Source organism: Epilithonimonas zeae, from assembly GCF_023278365.1.
GTDB lineage: Bacteria > Bacteroidota > Bacteroidia > Flavobacteriales > Weeksellaceae > Epilithonimonas > Epilithonimonas zeae_A.
Window position 1 is genome coordinate 1,713,459 of the sequence record NZ_CP075338.1, and the last position, 23,734, is coordinate 1,737,192.

The following is a 23,734-nucleotide window of genomic DNA, read 5'->3' on the forward strand; positions in this document are numbered from 1 at the left end:
AATTATTAAAATTGAAAGTTTAACCCTAATGAATAAATCTTAGGTCTCTGATAAAATCCATTGTCTATATTTCCAAATATTTCGGGATCAACACCCTTGTAATCTGTGATTACGAATACGTTCTGTGCCATACCAAAAACTCTCAAATTACTTCCTTTGTTGAAAACATCTCCAAAGTTATAGCCTAAAGTCAAATTATCCATTCTTATGAATGATGCATCTTCCACAAAAATATCACTCCAAAATTGTGGCGTCTTAAAGCCATAATCGACAGCTGTACTTGAAATATTTTGCATAAAATCGTTAGTAGTAATACTTTGAACATTCGATTGAGAAGCAAAATTATTATAAACATAATTTCCTACTACTGCTCTAAGAGCTGTTGATAAATCCCAGTTCTTATATTTGAATTTTGTAGAGAAACCAAAAGTTGCATCTGGTGTTGTAGATTTATAAAAATATTTATCATCTGTGGTTATTTTTCCGTCACCATTTCTATCTACATAAACGCCTTCTAACGGTTTTCCATTTGCACCATAAGCCTGTTGATATACATAGAAACTGTTTGGTGTATAATTTACAGCATTAGCTTGAACTTGATTTCCAATTCCCCCAGAAATTGCACTTCCTGCAGGCATAATTGTTCCTGGCGCTATATCGTTAAATTCTGTAATTTCAGGATTATAATGTGCCACGTTAAAACTAAAATCCCAAGTAAAATCCTGTGTTTTAATTGGACTCACATTAATTAAAAATTCAATTCCATCAGTGTCTAATTTTCCTATATTCTTAATATTTCTATTTGAAAATTCTCCGGCAGGAACAAAGATACTAGCTTGCAAATCTTTCGTTTTCTTTTTGAACCAATCGATTGAACCTGTAATTCTATTGTTCCAAAATCCAAAGTCTAAACCGGCATTTGTTGTTTCTGTTGTCTCCCAAGTAAGCAATGGATTAAATTGTCCTGGACGATACATCTGATAATATTGCTCTGCAAAACCATATGAAGCAGAAATTTGGGAATAGTTGTATGCAGGAAAAGAGTTGTACCAACCTCCTACTTCAGCATTTCCAGTTTGCCCCCAACCTGCTCTCAATTTCAAATCTGAGAACAGATTAGAATCTTTTAAGAAGTTTTCATTCTTAATTTTCCAAGCTCCAGAAGCAGCTATGAAAGTACCCCACATATTATCAAGATCTTCAGTTCCATTATAGAATCTTGAGGTTGCATCTCTTCTTACTGATCCAGTTAGGATGTACTTATCCGCAATTGTAAAAATACCTCTACCGTAGAAACTAAGCATCACCAATTTTCTTTCAACATCATTTGATGGCAATGCAGGTTTATCCAAGTTACCATAATAGGTTGTAGCTGCTGGAGTTTTTTCACCGAATTTCTGATAAGAATAGCCTCCCATTATATCTACTTTAGTATTAATTGCAGATATTTCTTTTACATAATTTAAATAAGTTTCTAATAGTTGATTTGATTTTTCTTGAGAATAATCTCTTCTACTACTTAAATTTTGTGATCTAACAACACCTCCATAATTAGGAAATTCAGTAACAGCTCCAGTTCCTTTTTGATAATCATATCCACCATTAACATTAAAATGTAGATCTGGTAAAAAATGGAACTTGTAGTCCAATTGTAATCCTCCAATTCCCCTAAAGATTGTAGAAACATCTCTTCTACCATACAGAGAACCTAAAGGATTTAAAGTTCCATTAACATTCATTGCATCTGTAAAAACACCATCAGATGTAGGTAAATACCACTCCCAGTAATTATTTACTTTATTTCCTTTTGCTGAATAATCGTAAATAGACTGTGTAGGATCCATTTGTTGAGCTGCTCCAATTACACCTGCATTAAATCGATTTTCCGTCATTGATCCTTTAAGTGATGCATTCACACTTAAATGATTATCGAAAAATTTTGGTGTTAAATTTAACCCGACCGAAGTTCTCCTGAATTCATTAGTTTTTACAATACCATTTTGCTCTGTATAACCGATAGACAATCTATAGGGTAGTTTTTTAATCCCACCAGAAAGCGATATATTATTATCTGAACCAAAAGCAGCTTGATAAATCTGATCTTGCCAATTAGTATTGGATGTCCCCAACATATTAATATATTTCTGTTGGGTTGCATTTTCATTTACATATTTTCTAAATTCATCAGCTGTCAAAACATCTTGATTTCCCATTTTTGTAGAAACAGATGCTGTAGTTGAAAAATTAACTTTCAGTTTTCCAGCAGAACCTTTTTTTGTAGTAATTAAAATAACACCATTGGAAGCTCTATTACCATAAATAGCTGCTGCTGACGCATCCTTAAGAATATCGAACGACTCAATATCATTAGGATTAATTAGCGCCAAAGGATTTGCAGCTCCTGAAAGCCCCCCGTAATCCATTGGAATTCCATCTATTACAATCAATGGATCATTAGTTGCATTCAAAGATGCTCCACCTCTAATTCTAATAGTAGAACCAGCTCCTGGATTACCACCATTACCTGTAACAGTTACACCCGGCGCTTTCCCCTGAATTAATTGATCTGGTGATGTTGAACCTCCGTTGAAATCTTTCGAAGTGATGGAAGCAATCGATCCTGTAAGGTCTTCTTTCTTCTGCTTACCATAACCAATCAACACAACTTGTTCGATCTCGGTTTCTTTTTTGGCCGAATCAGTTTGTTGTGCATGTAGCATTGTTCCAAGCAAGAGAAATGCAGGAGCAATTTTTAATACATTATAGTTTCTCACAAAAAATAAATTTTTAAGGTTTATATTATTTTCTTATTTGTTTCCAGATTACACTTAATCTAGTTTTGCAATTTATAAAAAAAACGACATTGTGTTAAAATATTTTTAAAATCGGTGAATTTAGCACATCATTTTAATTAAAAAACCACCCTAATTAAATTTAAATAATTAAATATCAACTACTTAAATCAATGTTAATTTTATTAACAAATATTGATTTTTAACAATTTTTTCGATTTTTAAGCCTGTTTTTCTTCTTCTAAATTAACCAATATTAATCCTATATTAATCAAAAATGAAACAAATCATAATTTTTAGAATATCTCAAATCGTTGAAAACATCAATAAATTCGTGACTTTAATAAAAATTAAAATATTCAATAAAAATCAATTTCACATTAAATTAATAAATCTAAAATCATTAAAAAATTAAATTTAAACAAACACATCAACAACGAACAAAGGACGAACATAGGATATAGAAAGGACTTACAAAGACAAGTGAAAAATTTTCGTCTTCATAAATTTAGTTCCTCAATAATAATTTTAAAACTGAAGCAGATCAGAAATCAAGTCACACACCTTTTATAAATCAATTAACTAAAAAACAAATCTAATTTCAGCTTTTTATAATAATAGATGTACCTGTCTGATTTTAAAAATGAAAATCGTATTTTTGCAACTCAAAATTTCAATTAAAAAATGTCAAACAGAAAGATGATTACGGCAGCTTTGCCTTATGCAAACGGACCGGTTCATATTGGGCATTTGGCGGGAGTTTATATTCCAGCAGATGTTTATGCTAGATTTCAAAGAAGATTAGGAAAAGATGTTGCGTTTATCTGCGGTAGCGATGAGCATGGGATTCCTATCACTATAAGAGCTAAAAAAGAAGGTGTTACACCACAAGATATCGTTGATAAATACCACGAAATTATTAAGAAATCGTTTTTGGATCTGGGAATTTCTTTTGATGAATATTCAAGAACGACCTCGCCGAATCACCGTGAAACAAGTCAGGATTTTTTCAAAGTTCTTTATGAAAAAGGGAAATTTACGGAAGAAATGTCTGAGCAGTATTTTGATGAGCAGGCTGGAGAATTCTTAGCAGACCGATATATTGTAGGAACTTGCCCGAATTGTGGCAACGAAAATGCTTATGGTGACCAATGTGAAAGATGTGGTACTACCCTTTCACCATCGGAGCTAATCAACCCAAAATCGATGTTGAGCGGAAATGTTCCTATTTTAAAAGAAACAAAAAACTGGTATTTACCATTAAATGAATACGAAGATTTTCTGAACGAATGGATTATCGAAGGTCACAAAGATGACTGGAAACCGAATGTTTACGGACAGGTTAAATCCTGGTTAAATGATGGTTTGAAACCTCGTGCGATGACCAGAGATTTGAACTGGGGTGTTCCCGTTCCACTTCCGAATGCTGAAGGAAAAGTACTTTACGTATGGTTTGATGCACCGATTGGATATATTTCTTTCACCAAAGAATGGGCTGCGAAAAATGGAAAAGACTGGAAAGATTACTGGCAAAATGAAGGAAGTGATTTAGTTCATTTCATTGGAAAAGATAATATTGTATTTCACTGTATTATTTTCCCTGCAATGATGAAAGCTCACGGCGATTTTATTATGCCGAAAAACGTGCCTGCTTTTGAATTTTTGAATCTTGAAAATGATAAAATTTCAACCTCAAGAAACTGGGCGGTTTGGGCTCACGAATATATGGAAGATTTCCCTGGACAACAGGATGTTTTAAGATATGCTCTACTTTCATCTGCTCCGGAAACGAAGGACAATAATTTTACCTGGAAAGATTTTCAGACGAAGAATAATTCTGAGTTAGTTGGAATTTTTGGAAACTTTATCAACAGAGTTGCTGTTTTGATTCATAAATATTATAATGGTGTTGTTCCTGAAGGTGATGTAAATGCGCCTGAATTAGCTGAAATAAACAAAGCTGCAAAAGAAATTTCAGGCTTCTTAGAAAACTATGAATTTAGAAATTCGTTAACAGCTTTAATGAATTTAGCTCGTTTTGGAAACCAGTATCTTCAGACAGAAGAGCCTTGGAAAACTATTAAAGATAATCCTGAAAAGGCCGCACATTCTTTATTTGTAGGCGCTCAGATTGCTGTGGCTTTGGCTCAGCTGTGTGAACCGTTTATGCCTTTCAGTTCTGAGAAATTATTGGATATGTTTAATGTTCAAAAATCAGACTGGAATGATGTTGAGACTAAATCCGTTTTAATTGAAACTGGTCACAAAATCAACGAAGCTTCTCTTTTGTTCTCAAAAATCGAAGACGATGTGATCAAAGCTCAAATCAAGAAACTGGAAGATACCAAACAAAACAATAAGAAAACAAATCCTAACGCCAACCCTATGAAAGACGAAATTCAATTTGATGATTTTGCTAAAATCGACTTGAGAACTGCAACAATTCTTGAAGCTGAAAAAGTAGAGAAAGCAGACAAATTATTGAAGTTCAAAGTGGATACTGGAGTTGATATCAGAACGGTTGTTTCTGGTGTCGCAGAAAGCTTTTCTCCTGAAGAATTGATTGGAAAACAAGTAATGATTCTATTGAATCTTGCGCCAAGAAAAATCCGAGGAATAGAATCTCAAGGAATGTTTTTATTAACTACAAAACCAGACGGAAAATTATCTTTCGTAACACCAGACAACAGCAATGTTGAAAACGGGATAGAAATCGGATAAAATAAATAATAGCAAAAAAAAACATTAACCATGAAAAAGATATTAGCCCTAGCAACGTTAGCATTATGTTTTTCTTCTTGTCATTCAGATAATGACGAAATCCCACACACTGATCCACCAAATATTATTGTTGGAAAGTGGAAAATGAAGACTAGCATCGTAATTTCGGGTACTGACAAAACTACTGTTATACAAGAATATTTACCAGACGATTGTAAAAGAAAAGGGACTTACGAATTTACTTTTGATGGAAAATACATCATTGATGATTACAATAGCATTGGAAGCAATTGCATTCAAAGTTCCATAACTCGTGATTACGATTATAATACGAGCGATAAAACACTTAAAATAGGTAATCAAACAGCAGATGTGCTGGAACTCACTCCAGACTTTTTAACAGTACTAGTTTTTGATGACTACGACCACAATAATGACGGCGTAAAAGATTACCTAAAATATATTTATTACAGATAAAATATTATCTATTTATAATCTAATAAAAAAGCTGTCTAAAATTAGACAGCTTTTTATTTCTTAGTTAATCTCGCCAGATAAGAATCTTCATCTTGCAAAACTTTTTCAATTTTAAAACCATTATTTTCGGCTGCATTTTTCAACGTATCAAAGTCGAGATATAACCATTTTATAGGTTCTTCAGATTCGCCTTTGTAATGAACGGTGTAATCTAGTTCACCATAATAACCATCTGCCGGAATATAAAAACCACCGTCTTCATCTTCGTCAAACATATAAAGAATATCGGTGCTGTCAATCAGAATTTGACCTTTTGAACTCAATAAGGAATGGAGTTTTTCGAGGTAAATATCGATGACATTCAGGCTTTGGAAAATCCCAGTTCCGTTCATCAATAAAAGAATTGTATCGAATGTTCCTTCTGAAAAATGCAGCATATTTTCTGCAACCGCACTCTTGACTCCTCTTAGTTTACAAACTTCAATCGACTTTGGAGAAATATCCAATGCTGTAACTTCAAGATTGCTTTCATTCTGAAGATAAAGAGAATGCGAACCAGCTCCAGCTCCGATATCCAAAACTTTTCCGTTGGCTAATTTCAAAGCTTTTTGTTCGATTTTATTCATCTCCTTAAAATCTCGAAAAAGATAATCAACAGGAAGTTCATCCAATTCAGAAATCGAAGTTTCGGTTTGCAAATCCTTTGGATTATTATTGTGGTAGTAATCCCAGATAGCGCGTCCCATTAGGTCTTTCATAGCGGTAATTGTGGATACAAAGATAAAATTTTTGAGACAATACTGTTTTCATTTTACATTAGTTACAAACAAGCTTGTTTTAAATAAAATACAATTGCATTTAGTTACAATCAACCCTGTTTTAAACCAAATACAATTGCAGGAAGTCACAAACACTATTGTTTTTAACTAAATGCAACTGCAGGAAGTCACAAACAACACTGTTTTAAACAAAATACGTTCTCCGGAAGTTACAAACAACATTGTTTTAAGCTAAAGAAGTTGTCCGTTGGTCGCAAACACTATTACTTTGAATCAAATACTTTTTTTTTAAGTCTAATTTGATTATTACAATTATTACTTTTTTCTATTTCCTTACGGTTCAGATTTTGCTAATAATGCCTAAATTGTATCTCAAATTTGAAATCAATCTATGACAGATAAAAATAAAAACTTCCACACGGGATTCACTTTCAGCAAGCATATTCCGGAAGAGGTTTCGCATTTTGACAGGGTTTTTGGCGTCTTCAAAGACTTGCTCATCCACACTTCCGGAGATTTGGACGAGGCTTTTGACTGGCTCGATATGCTCGATAAAGAATACGATATTTTCAATGAAGAATATGGTTTGGACGACTTTATTGAAGACCTTAAAAAACGAGGTTACATCAAAGAAGAAGTTAAAACCGAAGATGGTGGCTCAGGAACCGGAGAAGGTAAAAATATACTGACAGCTAAACTGGAAGCAGCTTTAAGAGATTATGCACTTGACCAGATTTTTGGAAAGCTAAGAAAAAGCGGTGTCGGAAATCACAGGACCAACAAAAGCGGTGTTGGCGACGAGAAAGATGGAGAAAACCGAAATTTCCAATTTGGCGATGACCTTGCGATGGTCAATCTAACGGAAAGTATCAAGAATGCACAAATCAACAACGGAATTTCGGATTTGAGGTTAACGGAAAATGACCTCATCGTAGAAGAAACAAAACACAAAGCACAGATGAGCACGGTTTTGATGATTGACATCAGCCACTCGATGATTTTATATGGCGAAGACCGGATCACCCCTGCCAAAAAAGTAGCGATGGCTTTGGTGGAACTTATCAAAAGAAAATATCCAAAAGATTCCATCGACATTATTGTTTTCGGGAATGATGCGTGGCCTATTCAGATCAAAGATTTGCCTTATCTGCAAGTAGGACCTTATCACACCAATACTGTTGCAGGACTGGAATTGGCAATGGATATCCTCCGAAGAAAAAGAAATACCAACAAGCAAATTTTTATGATAACAGATGGGAAGCCAAGCTGCCTAAAACTTCCAACCGGCGAATATTATATGAACAGTGTTGGTCTGGATGAAAAAATTGTTTCGGAATGTCTTAACAGAGCAGCACAAGCCAGAAAACTGAAAATCCCCATCACAACTTTTATGATTGCACAAGACCCTTATCTGAGACAATTCGTGAAAGCCTTCACAGCCCAAAACAAGGGAAAAGCTTTTCTGACAGGGCTTTCAGGTTTGGGGCAAATGATTTTTGAGGATTACGAAAAAAATAGAATTAAAAGAATTTAGAAAGAGACAAGTTAAAAGGCAAAAGTAAAAAGTTTTCAATTTGAAAATTTAACCACAAAAGGCACAAAAGTTTTTTTTACTATAAAAGAATAAAAAGCTTTTATCAGAAGTTATGTTCAGTTTTTTTGGACTTTTGATAAGCTAAATTTTCAAATATTTCTTTTGTGACTTTTGTGGTAAAAAAAATATAAAACAAAATAATATCATTTACAAAATGAAGAACGATACGACATTCAAAGAATTAAAAAAATCGGGATACACAGATAAAACAATCAATCAGGAAATCCAAGCGAACCTGATTGCAAAAATCAAAGCTAAAGAACCAGTTTTCGAAGGACTTTGGGGTTACGAAGACACCGTGATCCCGCAATTGAAAAAGGCGATTTTAGCCGGACATCACATCAATCTTTTAGGGTTGCGCGGACAGGCAAAAACCAGAATTGCCAGAAGTATTGTCAATCTTCTGGATGAATATATGCCGATTGTGAAAGGCTCCGAAATCAATGACAATCCGTTTCAGCCGATATCGAAATTCGCAAGAGATTTGATTACTGAGTTGGGAGATGAAACACCAATTTCTTGGGTTCATCGTTCAGAAAGATTCTTTGAAAAACTGGCAACACCAGACGTGAATGTCGCAGATCTGATTGGCGATATCGACCCAATTAAAGCAGCGACTTTGAAATTACCATATTCAGACGAACGAGTTTTACATTACGGAATGATTCCAAGAGCTAACCGTTCCATTTTTGTTTTGAATGAATTGCCGGATCTACAAGCGAGAATTCAGGTTTCTTTGTTTAATATTTTGCAGGAAGGCGATGTTCAAATCCGAGGTTTCCAGTTGAGAATGCCTTTGGATATTCAGTTTGTGTTTACAGCAAATCCCGAAGATTATACCAACAGAGGAAGTATCGTAACCCCATTGAAAGATAGAATCGGTTCTCAGATTTTCACACATTATCCGAAAACCGTTGCATTAGCGAGACAAATCACGGAGCAAGAAGCTTTGATCTCTGAAGATGATAAAGCTAAAATACAAGTTCCTGATTTAGCAAGAAATCTTTTGGAAGAAGTGGCTTTTGCAGCCAGAGAAAGCGAATATGTTGATGCAAAGAGCGGCGTGAGTGCGAGATTAACGATCAGCGCAATGGAAAATTTGATTGCTGCAGCAAAATTGAGACTTTTGGAATCTGATTCTGATAAAACGCAGGTTCGTTTGTTGGATTTTATGTCAATTATTCCATCCATTACAGGTAAGATTGAATTGGTTTATGAAGGTGAACAGGAAGGCGCAGATTATGTTGCAAAAATCCTGATTGATGATGCCATTATGGTCCAGTTCGAAAGTCTTTTCCCACGAATTTCCAAATTGGAAAAAGAAGGCTTGAAAACACCTTACACCGATATCATCCAGTGGTTCAACAATAATCATCTGGAATTAAATTACTCCGATACAGATAAAGAATTCTATAGCAAATTGGACAGCATAAAACCTTTAACAACTTTGATTGAAGAAAATGTTCCTGAATTGGACGACAACGATAAAAAATTCTGCAAAGAGTTAGTTCTTTGGGCTTTAACCATCAGCAAAAAGTTGGATAAGTCAGAAAATGCTTCCACTTTTAACTTTGAATCGGCTGGTATTGGGCAGTTTTTTAGGAGTTAAGTATTAAGAATAAATTTTAAAATAACAACCTCAAAGAAATTTCTTTGAGGTTGTTATTTTCTAGCCCCGATAGTAGCGGCATCCTTTTTCTTTTTTTGCTAAAAAAGAAAAAGATATAGTGGATAGCGGGATTAAGCTCCTGAAAATTATTTGTAAAAAAGCAAAGCCCCGCTCAGGAACGAAACGGGACCTTACAAGTGAAAACAAGGTATTTTCTATATCGCAGAACCTACACCGTCTTTCAGGCTTTCTGCTAATTTTTTTCTTTCTCTTAAGCGTCTTCGGGCAACGACGGATTTACCGCCGAAGAGTCTTACGAGCTTATTTAAAGTAAATTTAGGATATCCGAAATGATGGGTCATTACGAAAATTAAAATCCCGAAACCGGCAAGTACAATATATCCGAATAGTTTTTTGTTGGCTACAATCATTGCGTTGAGCTGAATGGTTTTCAGGCTGAGATTGGGCTGGGCGTTGAGCGTCATTCCGTCCATATAGACTGCTAAATCTCCAAGGCTTTCAATCTGAAATTGATATTGAGTCCACGAAAATAGAGCGGAGAAAAGTCCGACTGTGACGAAAGAACGCCAAAGCAAAAACAACCCGATTGCCGGCAACATATCGTTGATTTCGAGCTTATCTAAAGCGTAATACCAAACGGATATGTACAGCGAACACATCCCGAATCCTTTTAAAAACATCGGCAGATACCAGCTTTCATAACTGAACTCGAGTACCATCGAGAAATACATTATGATGCAATACGCTACCATCGACGAAAAACCTGCAAAGATGAAAAACTTGAGCTTTTTTTCTTTTTTAAACCAATACACGGCTAAAATTCCTGCCAGCAACATTCCCGGAATCATCATCATATTCAGTTTCGCATTCGTCAACTGGTCGTATCCTAAAACTCCGACTGAAAAGATGTTCTGAAGTGAAGTGGTTGCGAGAAACATCCCAAGACACAGCAAAAGAAATAACCCGACCTGCACATTGTTTCGTGTGAATATTTTAAATGATAAATACGGTCGTTTTAACGTCGCCTGACGAATGACCATTAAAGCAAAACTCACAAATGCAGCAATACTTGCATTGATAATATTCTGAGAATTGAGCCAATCCTGTTGCTTCCCAAATGAAAAAACATACGCCGAAAACATAAATGTGGAAATAAACAGAAGAATACTCAGCCAGTCGATATAATGCAAAGGCATTTTAAGCGCAAAATATTTATCGTGCATCAATACCCAGCAAATCAGTGCTACAATGAAACAGAGAATCGCTACAAAAATGAGGAACTGTCGCCAATTGTGAATGATAGAAAATTCTACGGCGTAATAATTGGCAACCTGAGTTATCACGAGAATAAAAGTGTAAAAAACACCATAAAATATTCCCCTTCCGCCCATCAGCATCATCAACGGGAGAAAAACTTCAATTGTAATAAATGTTTTGAAGAACCCTAAAATCAATGATACAAAAACAATTACCATCGGATTGGAAGTTGTAGCATTGATGAAACTTAAAACACCCATCAATACGAGTAAAGCCACGACTTTATCTCGCACTTTGAAACGCATTTTAGCTCTCAAAACGATAGGCATTGCAGCGCCCATCCCTACTGTTGTGGCATAATTTGCCCACATATAATATTCGCTCAGTGCTCCCGTATCGCCCACCATATAGCTTAAACTTCCCGTATACACTCCACTCACCGGCATTGCGACAAGCGTGATCAGGAACAGCATAAATAGCTGAAGCGGTTTCGGAACCCAATTGCTGAAAAGACCTTGATTGTACATATATTTTGTTTGATGCGGGATGTTGGGTGCGGGATGTTATCTTTCAGCATCCATCACCCAGCTTCCAGCCTTTTATTTTATAGAAACATTCATATTCATTCCCGCGCTCAGTTTCGCAACATCTTCTTTTTTATTGGAAGCTGTAAACTCGATTCTTACGGGAATCCTTTGCTGAACTTTAATGAAATTACCAGTTGAATTGTCTGTTGGAACGCTAGAGTATCTTGAACCTGTTGCTGCTGAAACGGCAGTCACCACTCCTTCAAACTGTTTTCCGCCCAATGCATCGGCAGTCATCATTATCTTTTGTCCGATTTTGATATTCGGCATTTGACTTTCCAAAAAGTTGGCGGTTACCCATTTCTGATTATTCAAAACGATGGTTCCAACCTGCTGTCCCGGCTGAATCAACTGACCTTCAGAAATCAGTCTTCGTCCCATTACACCATCGTAAGGTGCCGTAATTACGGTGTAAGAAAGATTGATTTTCGCCATATCCAATGCAGATTTTGTTCTTTTGATTTCTGCATCGTTAATTCCTAATTTAGATTTCACTTCAGTGGTTGAAAGATTTGCCGATTGCTTTTGATTAACCAACGTTTCATAGGCTGCTTTTTGGGCGTCATATTCGGTTTTCATCTGATCGTATTGCTGTCTTGTTACCGCTTCCGAAGCCAATAAGTTTTTGTATCGGTTTAAATTCTGTTCGGCATTCCAAAGTCTGGCTTTTGCTCCGGCGATATTAGATTCCATCACGCTTACGTTGTTGGAAACTGTGTTGACAGAAGAACTTGTTGCTGATCTTTGAGCCAATGCATTTTGATACGCCGCTTCTGCCTGACCGAGCTGTGTAAGAATTTCTCGGTCATCCAGAATGACCAAAGTATCGCCTTTTTTCACCTGCTGATGTTCTATAAATTTAATTTCTTTAATATAAGCCGAAACTCTAGTGTTAATCGGATTAATAAATTCCTCCACCTGAGCGGCTTCTGTATAAGTTTTGTCGCCGATGTGAAAGTACTGACGAACCAGCCAATACAATCCGAAACCAATCACCGCAAAAACGATGATGTTTGAAATGATGGCTCTGATTTTATTTTTCTTATTTTCTTTCTTCTTCGCTACGGCAGAATTAGCCGCCGGTTTTGTATCTTGAGTATTTTGTTCCTTGTTTTCCATTATCTTGATTTTCAGTTTTAAAATTAAAGTGTTCCGGTAGATTTCAACAGATTGTAATATTGATACAGCACATTGATTTCCGCATTGGCAAAATCTAATTCCGACTGCAGTTTTTGGTTTTGTGCATCCAGCATTTCTGCCTGTACAGCCAATTGGTTCAGATATTTAGCTTCTGTAATCTTATAGTTTTCATCGGCTAAATTTTTAGCATCATTCAGAATTTCTGCTTGTTGAATGGCTTCCTGATATTTTGTATAAGCCGCATTCACAGCCATATCCAGATTTTGCTGTACCAAAGTCATCGCATCATTCGCCTGATTTTTCTGGATTTCCCCAAGCTTCACTCTTTCTTTGGTTTTGTATAAATTATCAATATTATAGCTCAAAGAAATTCCGCCCTGCCAACCGCCGGAGTACATATCCAAAACAGGATTTCTCGTCGTAATCGGTCTTTGTAAAGTGTAACCTCCAAAACCTGAAAGCGTCGGCATTTTATCGGTTTTAATGATTTCGATATTTTTATCGGCAACTTCGATATTGGTTTTTGCCGATTTCATCTGAGGATTGCTGTCGTGAGCGAGATTCAGATAATAATCCATTCCGATTCCGGTTTCTTTGTTACCCAAATCTTCCACAGGAACAATCTGCGTTTCAGAATTTAAACCTAAAGCAATATTCAGATTATAATTAAGAATTTTTCTGTTATTGACTAAAGTTAAAATTCCCTGGTCGAGATTTTTGATATTCAATTCTCCACGAATGACTTCATTCCTTGTAATCATTCCTTGTTTGTAGAAATCGTTGATGTTTTTTAATCTTTCCTGAGCCAGTTTTTTGTTGTTTTGAAAAACCTTTTCCTGATTGATGATTTTATAAATGTCCAAATAATTTGAAATCACCAAAAACTTAACGTCTTGTTTATTTTTTTCTAAATCCAATTCAGAAAGCTGCTCACGAAGTCCGGCCAATTCAATTGACTTATTCACCAATCCACCCTTGAAGATGAGTTGAGTCGCCTGAACCGCATACGAACTCCCATAATGCGGCATCGGAATCGTTGTTGAATTAGAAAAATCTTTGTCGATAGCTATCGCGTTTCCCAAGTAAAACTGACTTGTAGAAGCGGTGATCGTTGGAAGTTTCTGAAGTTTTGTAATATCGGTCTGCTGTTTTGCGATGTCGATATTCTGAGCAGAAACTTTTAGTTGCTGATGGTTCTGAATTGCCAGTGCGGCAACTTCATCTGCGGTCATCTGTTTTATTTCTTGTGAAAAAAACAGCGCAGGAAAGAGACCTATCAAAACTGAGACTGCTGTTTTTATGTTCTTAACCATTTTACCTTATTTTACAGATGCAAAGTTAGGTTGGTTAAAGATTCAAACAAATGTTTGATTTTTGGAAAAAGATGTTCAAATGTAGGATTCGATTATTGAAATTGCTGTCTGTACTGACTAGGACTCATCCCCAAATGCTTCTTAAAAAAGTGAGAAAACGAGTATTGGTCGCTAAAGCCAAGAACGGAGGAAATCTCTGAAACAGGCATATTAGAAGAGTTTAAATATACTTTTGCTTCATTAATTACAATAGAAGCAATAATCTGGCTTGCCGATCTTCCCGTAATCGACTTCACCACCGACGAAAGATGTCTGGTTGTAATGGATTGTCGCTCCGCATAGAACTCAACATTGCGGTTATTCAAATGATGATTTGACAAATCATTAAGGAATAAAAAAACAATCTCTTCCTGTCTCGACATCTGATTCATAGAGCTGTTGTCTTCATTGGCAATAATTCCTGCCATCTGATAACAGAAAACCGAGAAAAGATGTTCCACAATTTCTTTTTTGTAGATCATTTCAGTGTCAGAATCGAGAATATATTTTAAAAAATTGACGCTTTTCCAAACCACTTCCAGGTCATCCGGTGAAAACGGAACACCGACGTTCATCTGCTGACGGAAATACCGATAGGTAATTAACCTGTTAAATTTCAATGACAATGTAGAAATAAATTCGCGCTTATAAGAGACCATCCTCGACTGAAAATCATCGCTGAAAGAAATCAGTTCATAGACGCTTTGCGGATCTGTAACAATAAAAGTATTGGCCGAAAGCTCCAGATCACTCAGGTGCTGCCTGAGTTTTATCGTTCCGCTTTTTATAAACAAAAACGCAGGATTCTCCGGACGAAAAGGTTTGTCCACCGTAATTCTCTGATGAATCGTGTCCTGAGTAAAAATCTCAACCCCGAATTTTTCTAAAGCTGTCATTTGGTAAATTTAAGGAATCTATTTTCAAATAAAAACCTCAGAGAAATTTCTCTGAGGTTTTTATTTTTTAGCCCCGATAGTAGCGGCATCCTTTTTCTTTTTTTGCTAAAAAAGAAAAAGATATAGCGGATAGCGGGATTAAGCTCCTAAAAATTTATTTGGTTATAACGTAAACTTCCTCGTAAGGTTGGATGAGCACCCAGCCGTTTCCGGAGAACTTCATCTGGAATTCTTCGCCACTTCCCCTGCCAATAAGACTTTTCAGAGAGACGTTGGTTTTGAGCTCAGGCGTTAGGTTTCCTGACCAAGCAACGGTCGCATTAGGATCTGTGAAAACGGGATTTTCCGGTGTCACCAAAAGCGTCAGAGGATGTCCGTGAGTCGTGATTGCGATGTGACCTGTTCCGCTCAGTTTGACCTGGAAAAGTCCGCCTGCCATAACACCTGCGATGCTTTTCAGCATTTTGATATCGCTTTTGATGCTTTGGTCGTGCGCAAGAACGTCGTTTCCGTTGACCGAAATAGACTCATTGTTCAAGTGCAGGATTCTTACTTTTTTACCGTTATCCGCAACGTATAATCTGCCGGAACCTTCGGCTTTCATTAGTTTCGTCCCTTCACCAGAAATGGCTTTTTTCAGAAGATTTCCCAATCCGCCAGACAACATCCCCTGTCTTTCGAAATTGATATTGCCAACATAGCCAACCATACTTCCGGCTTTGGTCCAAACGGCTTGATTATTTAAATTGATTTCCAGAAGTTCTGGTTTTTCCAGTTCGAAATAGTCTTTTTCTTGTGGGTTTTCTTTTGTTTCGTTTACGAAAGCTTCGATTGAAAATTTGCTCATAATTTTTATTTTTTTTGATAACCTAAAATAAGAATTTTTATTAATCGAAAGATTAAATTTTCAAACTAATAAAGAAAAAACCCAACAAAATTGCCGGGTTTTCAAGTATAGTAAAAAAATTTAGTGTTTAAAATTGTCCGCCTCCAAGTGCTCTGTAGAATTCGGTTACAGCTTGTAACTGTTGAAGTTTGTCATTTACACCAGCTAATTTTGCAGCTAATAATGATTGTTCAGACGTTAAAACATTCACATAATTCACATTAGATGAATAGGTTAACAATTCCTTATTAAACTCAACGGCTTTTTCCAAAGACTGGATTTGAAGTTGTCTTGTATCTTCTTTTTCTTTGGCTTTCTGATAAGATAATAATGAGTTAGAAACTTCGGAACCAGCAGTCAGCAAAGCTTTTTCGAAAGTATAATAAGCCTGCATCTTACGAGCTTCCATTATTCTAACCTGCGCTTTTCTAGTACCCATTTGGAAGATATTCTGAGTTACTGTTCCCCCAAGCGTGTAGAACAAAGAATTACTGAAAAAACTTTCCAAAGTTCTGGATGACAAACCTAAAGTTCCAGTGATGCTAATCGTTGGATAAACCTGCGCCATCGCCATATTTTTGTTCTCGAATGCCTGACGGAAAGTTAATTCAGCAGACTGAACGTCTGGACGATTTTTCAGTAACGAAGCGGGAACTCCGGTTTTCAAATCCGTGTAAATCACCTGTGAATCTATGGAATTTCTATCAATCGGTTGAGGATTATCATTCATCAAAATATTCAAAGAATTCTCGGTTTGCTGGATTTGCAATTCCAAATCCGGAACCGATAACTGAGCAGAGTAAAGATTAGCTTTGCTTTGTTCCACATCAGCACCAGTAAGATAAGCAGCATCCATCAGCGCTTCCACAGTTTCCACATCTTTTTTTCTTAATTCAATCGTCTGCTTTGTAATCTCCAGTTGCTTATCAAGCGAAATCAATTGGTAATATAACGTCGCCGCCTGCGCTACCATTTGTGTCTGAATCGCACGTTTTGCTGCATCTGTCTGGAGAAATCCTGCATAAGCCGAGTTTTTAAGGGCTTTGATCCTTCCCCAAACATCGATTTCCCAACCTGTAGAAATTCCTAATCTGTAGACTAATAAATCGGGCATTACAAAGTTCCCACCTTGTGCTGCTGCACTATTTTTAGTTTCTGTAACAGAAGCAACACCGTCCAGACTTGGAAGATTCTGCAATTTAGATTGTTTAAAAACGGCACTCGCTTCCTGGATTCTCGCAACTGCTACTTTTAAATCCAGATTATTCTGAATGGTTTTATTAATGATATTCTGAAGCTTGGCATCTGTGAAAATTTGATTCCACGCTACGTTGGCTATAGAAGTACTGTCGTTACTGGTTTTTTGTCGAAAGAGATTATCCTGACGACTTTGCTCGATGTGCGGACTCTTGTAAGTATCCGTGACTTTACACGAATAAAAGAGACCCGCGACACCTGCTAATATGATTAGATTTCTTAGTTTCATTTTTCTCAAATTTTGGTTATTCGCTCAGTTCTCCTTCGTATTTATCAGACACTTTTTTACTGCTCACTTTTTCCTGCAAGTACATAAAGACTGCAAACAAAATCGGAATAAAAAAGACTCCGAAAATAGTTCCGAATAACATTCCTCCAATGGCACCAATACCAATCGATTGGTTACCTACTGCTCCTGCTCCGGTAGAAATCGCTAATGGAATCAAACCGAAAATGAAGGCAAAAGATGTCATCAAAATCGGACGTAGTCTTTGTTTCGCACCACTAATTGCGGCGTGCGCAATGCTGTAACCTTTCTTCCTAGCATCAAGCGCAAATTCTACAATCAAAATCGCATTCTTCGCCAATAGACCAATCAACATAATGAGTGAAATCTGAGTATAAATATTATTAGAACCTCCAATCCACGCACTGAACATCATTACACCAGCCAAACCAACAGGCAATGATAACATCACAGCAAATGGTAAAATATAACTTTCATACTGCGCTGCCAAAAGGAAATAAACAAATACACAACATAAAATAAAGATATAAACTGTTTGCCCTCCCGCTGTAACTTCTTCTCTTGTTAATCCAGAGAATTCGTAACCATAACCTTGTGGTAAAGTTTCCTTAGCTACTCTTTCTACTGTGTTAATTGCATCTCCGGATGAGAAACCTGGATTAGGTGTTCCGTTCAGAGAGATGGCCGTAAATAAGTTGAAACGTCCAATTGCCTGAGGTCCGTAAACTCTTTTTGCTGTGATAAATCTATTCAATGGTGCCATTTCACCACTAGAATTTCTAATCTGAATCATATTAAAGCTTTCCAGATTTTCTCTGTTCTCAAAAGGCGCTTGATAAATCACACGGTATTGTTTTCCGAACAAATTGACATTGGAAGAATAAACGCCTCCATAGTAACCTTGCATTGTTCCCAAAATATCTGAAACCGAGAATCCAGCCGCTTTTGCAGCAGGAATATCAATATCAATCATATATTGAGGATAGTTCGGGTTAAATGATGTGAATGTTCTTTGGATATCCGGCTGTTGATTCATTTTATCAATGAAATCATTGGTAACCTTGGTTAAGTCAGCAATACTTCCACCTTTCTGGTCCTGAATCTGCATCTCGAAACCTGCTGCATTACCAAAACCTTGCAAAGTCGGTCTTCCGAAAAATGTCATTTTTGCATCTTTGATTCCGGCTGTTTCTTTATACATTTTTGCAACAAAAGATTGTAGATCTTCCCCTTTTTTAGTTCTGTCTTTCCAATCCTTCAATTTTACGATAAGCATCCCATTATTAGAACCACTTCCTGAAATCATTCCTCTTCCCGAAACTTTGAAGATGTGAAGAACCTCTGGTTGTTTTTCAACAATTTTCTCAACTTTGGCGAGAACTTCTCTCGTTCTGTTTTCGTTGGAACCAATCGGAAGCGAGATATCCATAAAAATCCCTCCCATATCTTCACTTGGAACGAAGGATTTCGGTGTGGTGTTCATCAACCAAACAAAGATTCCAGCGAACAAAGCAAGACCAGCAAATGCCATCCATTTTTTTCTTAATAAAAACAAAATCCCTCTCGAGTAACGTTTTATCATCGCATCGAAAATGATATTGAAATTGGTAAAAAATCTCTGTAAGAAATTCTTTTTCTTTTCTTCGTGAGAATGTGGTTTAAGGAAAATCGCACACAAAGCAGGACTTAATGTCAATGCATTTACAGCGGATAATATAATCGAAATCGCTAATGTTAAACCAAATTGTTTGTAAAATACACCAGCTGAACCAGAGATAAAACTTACAGGAATAAAAACCGCTGCCATTACCAAAGTAATACTGATAATCGCACTACTGATTTCGTCCATCGCATTCACAGAAGCTCTAAGTGGAGATTTCTCTCCTTGTTCCAATTTGGTATGGACAGCTTCAACAACAACGATTGCGTCATCGACCACAATTCCTACTGCTAAAATCAATGCGAACAGCGTCAATAAATTAATCGTAAATCCGAAAATACTCAGGAAGAAAAATGTACCAACAATCGCTACCGGAACCGAAATCGCCGGAATCATTGTCGAACGCCAATCCTGTAAGAACAAGAAAACTACGATGAATACAAGAATAAATGCCTCGAACAAAGTATGAATTACTTTCTCAATCGATGCATCCAAAAAATCATTGGCATTAACCAAAGCTACATATTTGACACCTTTCGGGAAAGATTCCTGAGCCTTATCCAAAACCGCAATAGATTGATTAATTACATCTTGTGCATTGGATCCTGCAGTTTGTGCGACCGCCATACCAATGGAAGGATGACCGTCTGTAACACTGGTTCCGGTATAATCCTGTGCTCCCAATTCTACTCTGGCAACATCTTTCAGTTTCAATGTTTGTCCGTTCGCAGTAGCTTTTATGATGATATTATCGAATTCGGGGATTTCTGTTAATCTTCCTTTATATTTTAAAGTATACCGGAAGCTTTCGTTACTTTCATCGCCCAAACTTCCTGGCGCAGCTTCGATATTTTGTTCCGCTAAAACGGTGTTGATATCTGAAGGAACTAAGCCATAAGACGCCATTTTATTAGGATCCAACCAAATTCTTATCGAGTAATCTTTTGTACCAAAAACCGTCACATCTCCAACTCCTGTTACCCTTTTGATTTGAGGAACGATATTGATATTAGTATAGTTTTGGAGGAAAGTCATATCGTAATTGGGATTCTCACTGTAAAGCGAGAAAATCAACACGTTGGAACTTTGCCTCTTGGTTGTGGTAACTCCGGCTCTGGTAACTTCCGCAGGCAACAAAGGCGTCGCTCTGGAAACCCTGTTTTGTACATTTACCGCAGCAATATCTGGATCTACGCCTTGCTTGAAATAAATCGTTACCGAACCAGAACCATCGTTGGTCGCCGTAGAAGTCATATAAGTCATCCCTTCTACCCCATTGATTTGTTCTTCCAGCGGGACGATGACACTTTTAAGAATTACATCGGCATTGGCACCTTGGTAACTTGCACTTACAACTACCGTTGGCGGGGCAATATCCGGATATTGTGAAATCGGTAAAGTCACAATTCCCAGGACACCGAGGATCACGATGATAATGGAAATTACGGTAGACAATACCGGACGTTCTATAAATTTTTTAAACATATTTTTCAGACTAAAAGAAAAAAAGATGAAAGATAAAAGACTCTCAAAATCGAAAGTTTCAAATTCTCACTTTTGACATTAATATAATAATTGGGGAAACTATTTTCTATCGATGACGTTTTGCAGAGTCGTTTCTTTTGGAACCACCTGCGTATCATCTTTCAGAAGTCCTATGCCTTCTACTATGACTTTATCACCTGCTTTCAATCCAGATGTCACTGCGTAAGTCACTCCATCCGGAAGGCTTTCAACTTTGATTTCCGTAGACTTCACTTTGTTATCAGCGCCGATTAGATAGACCAAAACTTTGCCCTGCATCTCATAAGTCGCCGCTTGAGGAATTACAATTACACTTTCCAGACTATTTGGCATCTGAACTGTTGCACTATAACCACTTCTCAAAAGACCTTTGCTGTTTGGGAAAGTCGCTCTCATAGAAAATGAACCTGTGTTTGGATCAACCAATCCACTGATGGATTCTATTTTTCCTTTTTCATCGTATTTGCTTCCATCAGAAAGAATCAATTCTACCAAAGGAGAATTCTTGATTTTTTCCTGAATTGTAGAACCAGTCGAATGTTTGAAAAAATCCAACTGTTGTTTTTCATTAATGGAAAAATAAGCGAATATCTTTGAAACATTAGAAACTGTAGTCAAAGGTTGTGCAGTAGCTGTACTTATGTAACTTCCAGCTTTATAGGGCAAAGTTCCAACAACACCACTCACGGGGCTATACAACTTTGTGTAACCTTGATTTACTTGTGCATTAGTTAGTTGAGCCTGAGTTTCTGCCAAAGCCGCTTTTGCAGATTTTAGCGCCAATTCTGCAGCCTGAAGCTCGTAAGCAGAAATAATTTTTTTATCAACCAAAGGTTTGGTTTTTGTGACTTGCATCTGAGCAGTAGCCACTTGTGCTCTTGCACTATTCACAGTAGCCTGTGCTGCTAAAACAGATTGTTCGTATTGTGGATTTCTTATAAGGAATAAAAGCTGACCTTTGCTTACCTGACTTCCTTCATCAATGTAAATCTTCTCCACAAATCCATCAATTTTTGGACGAATTTCTACATTTTCGATGCCTTCCAGTCGGGCAGGATATTGTGTCAGATTTTCAGCTGGTCCACTTTTCGCAACAATATACTCATATGGTTGTGGTGGCAATTCTTTTTTATCATCTTTATTTTCTGACTTTGAACAGGATGTCAAAAGACCTAAAATAACAAAAAAGCTAATCGCGATATTCCTCATAAATACTAATTTTTTAGATGTGTTTTCAAACAAACGTTCAAATTTATTGATTATATACAACACTTATGTTATGTAATTAATAATAATATCTATCAAAGATAATCAACAAAAACTATTATTATTGATGTTCAATAACTTAAAAAATAATTTTAAAGAATATTTAACACAATTTCATCAAACATTTGTTTGAACAGGAAGCTTAAAAGCTGTTTATTATTGAGATTTTTAAAAGCTTTTCATTGCTAATTTTTCACAATTATTCTTAATGAAGCAAAGCTACTTTTGTATTAGCAAGAAAACATTAGCTGAATTACGGAATAACTTATCAATTTTACTTTTGACAGAATACTCTTCTACAAGATTTTATAAAATGGAAATTTGAATTAATTGATTATGAAAAATGTAATATTTTTTGATGTAAAATTGTCATTAATAAAAATGGAAATATGAAATCAATTAAACTTATTTTTTTCTGCACTTTAGTTTACATTTCTTCGAATGCGCAGTCCGATAATACTTATCAAAGTTTAGTTGCTCAGGCAAGTTTATTTCATCTTCAAAAAAATCCAAAAAAAGCGGCTCAACTTTACGAAAAAGCTTTCGAGATACAACAACCCGATGCGCTTACCGCATATAAAGCAGCCGGAATATATTCTTTAAATCAAGATTCGGAAAAAGCTTTCAAATATTTGAAAATATCTTTATCTGCCGGTTGGAATGAATCCAATTGGTTATTATTCGACCCTTATTTTGATTATCTAAAAACTAATAATTCTGAAAAATGGAGAGAAATTGAAACGCTTGCAATTTCTCAGCAAAAACAATATGAAAAGACTTTGAAACTTCCCGCTTTGAGAAAAGAAATCAATCTAATGTGCCTGAATGACCAAAAACTAAGATATAAAAAATCGCAAAATAAAGATGAAAACTTAATTAAAATAATTGATCAGCAAATCAATGAGGCCGATTCGTTTAATTTAATCCAAGCAAGAAAAATCGTTAAAAAATATGGTTGGCCAAAATTATCTGACATTGGTAAAGGTGGGCAAAATAATCTTTGGTTGATTGTTCAGCACGCAGACCAAGACGTTCTATTTCAAAAAAAAGCTTTAACCGAAATGGAGAAGTTAATCGATATAAAAGAATTGAATATGGACAATTACGCCTTCTTATATGATAGAGTCCAATGCAACTTGAATTACAAACAATTATATGGAACGCAAGTCAATTGGTCTGGTAACGGAGAAGCATCTGGCTTTAGACCAATGATACGAGAGGATTCAGCAAATGAAAGAAGAGAAAAAATGGGACTTGAACCATTGGAAATATACTCTTTAGTCTATGGATTTTCTTATCAACCTCTCGATTCGAAAGAGTCTGCAAAAAGAGAATCAATTTACAATTCTCAAGTTAAAGAATTGTTGGATAATGCTAAGAGAGCTTACAGTGTAAAGGAGTTCCAAAAAACATATAATAATTACAATACAGCTTCAACTTTTCTTGGAGGAATGAGCAATAATGACAATTTTGAAGCTGCAATTTTGTTTTCTAAAATCGCGAAAGTTGATAAAGATGAAAAATATAAAGGAATTGCTTTGGATTTTTTGGATTTGTTATATCTACGAGGAAAATTGAAAAAAAATCAGCTACTAAAACAATCTGATTTCAAGATATTATATCAGGAACAAAGGTGGATTGATTTGTTGAAGAGATTGGATTAATTCTA

General features: G+C 36.1%; 15 protein-coding genes. 5 read left to right on the plus strand and 10 right to left on the minus strand.

The features are described from left to right. Positions 1 to 5: 5 nt before the first annotated feature. Positions 6 to 2,774, minus strand: coding sequence for a SusC/RagA family TonB-linked outer membrane protein (locus KI430_RS07565; RefSeq protein WP_248877791.1), 2,769 nt, complete (start codon positions 2,772 to 2,774; stop codon positions 6 to 8). Between the two features lie 702 nt (positions 2,775 to 3,476). Here KI430_RS07565 and metG point away from each other — a divergent pair. Together metG and KI430_RS07575 are read left to right on the plus strand one after the other, a co-directional pair. Next, positions 3,477 to 5,513: a methionine--tRNA ligase gene (metG, locus tag KI430_RS07570; protein WP_248877808.1), complete on the plus strand. Its 2,037-nt coding sequence runs from the start codon at positions 3,477 to 3,479 to the stop codon at positions 5,511 to 5,513. Between the two features lie 144 nt (positions 5,514 to 5,657). After that, a complete protein-coding gene (locus tag KI430_RS07575; RefSeq protein ID WP_248877810.1) occupies positions 5,658 to 5,990 on the plus strand; it encodes a hypothetical protein in 333 nt (110 codons plus the stop codon). A 53-nt stretch (positions 5,991 to 6,043) separates the two neighbouring features. Here the strand turns inward: KI430_RS07575 and KI430_RS07580 are convergent, their stop codons facing one another. Continuing rightward, on the minus strand, positions 6,044 to 6,748 hold the full coding sequence (locus tag KI430_RS07580) for a class I SAM-dependent methyltransferase (protein ID WP_248877812.1): 705 nt from the start codon (positions 6,746 to 6,748) through the stop codon (positions 6,044 to 6,046). Between the two features lie 412 nt (positions 6,749 to 7,160). On the opposite strand from KI430_RS07580, the gene KI430_RS07585 reads away from it, so the two are divergent. Then, on the plus strand, positions 7,161 to 8,303 hold the full coding sequence (locus KI430_RS07585) for a vWA domain-containing protein (RefSeq protein ID WP_248877814.1): 1,143 nt from the start codon (positions 7,161 to 7,163) through the stop codon (positions 8,301 to 8,303). Between the two features lie 214 nt (positions 8,304 to 8,517). Beyond that, positions 8,518 to 9,972: a sigma 54-interacting transcriptional regulator gene (locus KI430_RS07590; protein WP_248877816.1), complete on the plus strand. Its 1,455-nt coding sequence runs from the start codon at positions 8,518 to 8,520 to the stop codon at positions 9,970 to 9,972. A gap of 215 nt (positions 9,973 to 10,187) precedes the next feature. On the opposite strand, the gene KI430_RS07595 is transcribed toward KI430_RS07590, so the two are convergent. The 8 genes from KI430_RS07595 to KI430_RS07630 all read right to left on the minus strand — a co-directional run bounded on the left by KI430_RS07595 (position 10,188) and on the right by KI430_RS07630 (position 22,008). Next, a complete protein-coding gene (locus KI430_RS07595) occupies positions 10,188 to 11,777 on the minus strand; it encodes an MFS transporter (RefSeq protein WP_248877818.1) in 1,590 nt (529 codons plus the stop codon). A 72-nt stretch (positions 11,778 to 11,849) separates the two neighbouring features. Beyond that, the gene (locus tag KI430_RS07600) at positions 11,850 to 12,956 is read right to left on the minus strand and encodes an HlyD family secretion protein (protein ID WP_248877819.1); all 1,107 of its coding nucleotides are present in this window, start codon (positions 12,954 to 12,956) and stop codon (positions 11,850 to 11,852) included. A 23-nt stretch (positions 12,957 to 12,979) separates the two neighbouring features. Beyond that, positions 12,980 to 14,290, minus strand: coding sequence for a TolC family protein (locus KI430_RS07605; RefSeq protein WP_248877820.1), 1,311 nt, complete (start codon positions 14,288 to 14,290; stop codon positions 12,980 to 12,982). Between the two features lie 92 nt (positions 14,291 to 14,382). Beyond that, positions 14,383 to 15,225 carry a helix-turn-helix domain-containing protein gene (locus tag KI430_RS07610; protein ID WP_248877821.1) on the minus strand — a complete coding sequence of 281 codons (843 nt, stop codon included), beginning with the start codon at positions 15,223 to 15,225 and terminating at the stop codon, positions 14,383 to 14,385. Positions 15,226 to 15,379: 154 nt separating this feature from the next. Then, the gene (locus tag KI430_RS07615; protein WP_074233303.1) at positions 15,380 to 16,072 is read right to left on the minus strand and encodes an AIM24 family protein; all 693 of its coding nucleotides are present in this window, start codon (positions 16,070 to 16,072) and stop codon (positions 15,380 to 15,382) included. A 127-nt stretch (positions 16,073 to 16,199) separates the two neighbouring features. Further along, positions 16,200 to 17,597 carry an efflux transporter outer membrane subunit gene (locus KI430_RS07620; protein WP_248877822.1) on the minus strand — a complete coding sequence of 466 codons (1,398 nt, stop codon included), beginning with the start codon at positions 17,595 to 17,597 and terminating at the stop codon, positions 16,200 to 16,202. A gap of 16 nt (positions 17,598 to 17,613) precedes the next feature. Continuing rightward, complete coding sequence (locus KI430_RS07625; RefSeq protein ID WP_248877823.1) at positions 17,614 to 20,760, minus strand: efflux RND transporter permease subunit; 3,147 nt, start codon at positions 20,758 to 20,760, stop codon at positions 17,614 to 17,616. 99 nt (positions 20,761 to 20,859) lie between these two features. Beyond that, on the minus strand, positions 20,860 to 22,008 hold the full coding sequence (locus KI430_RS07630) for an efflux RND transporter periplasmic adaptor subunit (protein WP_248877824.1): 1,149 nt from the start codon (positions 22,006 to 22,008) through the stop codon (positions 20,860 to 20,862). A 446-nt stretch (positions 22,009 to 22,454) separates the two neighbouring features. Here KI430_RS07630 and KI430_RS07635 point away from each other — a divergent pair, with 446 nt between their 5' ends. Further along, positions 22,455 to 23,729, plus strand: coding sequence for a DUF6624 domain-containing protein (locus KI430_RS07635; RefSeq protein WP_248877825.1), 1,275 nt, complete (start codon positions 22,455 to 22,457; stop codon positions 23,727 to 23,729). The last annotated feature ends 5 nt before the right edge of the window (positions 23,730 to 23,734 follow it).